Source organism: Pseudoalteromonas sp. CnMc7-15 (assembly GCF_022347925.1).
In the GTDB taxonomy this organism is placed as follows: domain Bacteria; phylum Pseudomonadota; class Gammaproteobacteria; order Enterobacterales; family Alteromonadaceae; genus Pseudoalteromonas; species Pseudoalteromonas ruthenica.
The window spans coordinates 1-1527 of the sequence record NZ_JAKRFT010000014.1; the positions used below are offsets into that span (position 1 = coordinate 1).

At 48.0% G+C, this 1527-nt stretch carries 2 rRNA genes; both read left to right on the forward strand.

The annotated features are described in order from the left end of the window. Positions 1–114: ribosomal RNA gene (locus MHM95_RS18740) — 16S ribosomal RNA — on the forward strand; the annotation flags it as partial. A 260-nt stretch (positions 115–374) separates the two neighbouring features. Next, positions 375–1527, forward strand: a 23S ribosomal RNA gene (locus tag MHM95_RS18745); the annotation flags it as partial.

Genomic DNA, 1527 nt, shown 5'->3' on the forward strand with positions numbered 1-1527 from the left:
CCAGAAGTGGTTAGCCTAACCTTCGGGAGGGCGATCACCACGGAGTGATTCATGACTGGGGTGAAGTCGTAACAAGGTAGCCCTAGGGGAACCTGGGGCTGGATCACCTCCTTATACGATTTAGAACTGATTTGTTCGCAGTGTCCACACAGATGATTGTTACTTACTTGCTAAGGCGGGTAGGTAATATTTTGCTCTTTAACAATTTGGAAAGCTGATAAAAACTTTGAATCACGAAAGTGATTTAGAGTTCTCAATAAGTAAAGAAAATGCCAGTTAATCGACAGATTAATTGTGCGTCTACTTTAGTATTCTATAACTTCTGGCGAAGTTAAACAGTCGCACCAAACAACTCAAACTACTTTGGGTTGTATGGTTAAGTGACTAAGCGTACACGGTGGATGCCTTGGCAGTTGGAGGCGATGAAGGACGTATTAACTTGCGATAAGCCTGGTCAAGCTAGTAAAAAGCGCTTGAGGCCAGGATTTCCGAATGGGGAAACCCACCTGCTTGCAGGTATCTTGCACTGAATACATAGGTGTAAGAGGCGAACGCGGAGAACTGAAACATCTAAGTACCCGTAGGAAAAGAAATCAACCGAGATTCCGAAAGTAGCGGCGAGCGAAATCGGAGCAGCCCTTAAGCTTATTTGATGTTAGTGGAAGGCTCTGGAAAGTGCCACGATACAGGGTGATAGTCCCGTACACGACAATGTCTAATAAGTGAAATCGAGTAGGTCGGAGCACGTGAAACTTTGACTGAATATGGGGGGACCATCCTCCAAGGCTAAATACTCCCAACTGACCGATAGTGAACCAGTACCGTGAGGGAAAGGCGAAAAGAACCCCTGTGAGGGGAGTGAAATAGAACCTGAAACCGTGTACGTACAAGCAGTAGGAGCCCTTCGAGGGTGACTGCGTACCTTTTGTATAATGGGTCAGCGACTTATATTTTGTAGCGAGGTTAACCGCATAGGGTAGCCGTAGTGAAAGCGAGCGTTAACTGCGCGTTGAGTTGCAAGGTATAGACCCGAAACCCGGTGATCTAGCCATGGGCAGGTTGAAGATTGAGTAACATCAATTGGAGGACCGAACCCACTAACGTTGAAAAGTTAGGGGATGACCTGTGGCTTGGAGTGAAAGGCTAATCAAACCGGGAGATAGCTGGTTCTCCCCGAAATCTATTTAGGTAGAGCCTCGGACGAATACCATTGGGGGTAGAGCACTGTTTGGGCTAGGGGGTCATCCCGACTTACCAACCCCATGCAAACTCCGAATACCAATGAGTACTATCCGGGAGACACACGGTGGGTGCTAACGTCCATCGTGGAGAGGGAAACAACCCAGACCGCCAGCTAAGGTCCCAAAGTGTATGTTAAGTGGGAAACGATGTGGGAAGGCTAAAACAGCTAGGAGGTTGGCTTAGAAGCAGCCACCCTTTAAAGAAAGCGTAATAGCTCACTAGTCGAGTCGGCCTGCGCGGAAGATGTAACGGGGCTAAACATACCACCGAAGCTGCGGCTGCAAC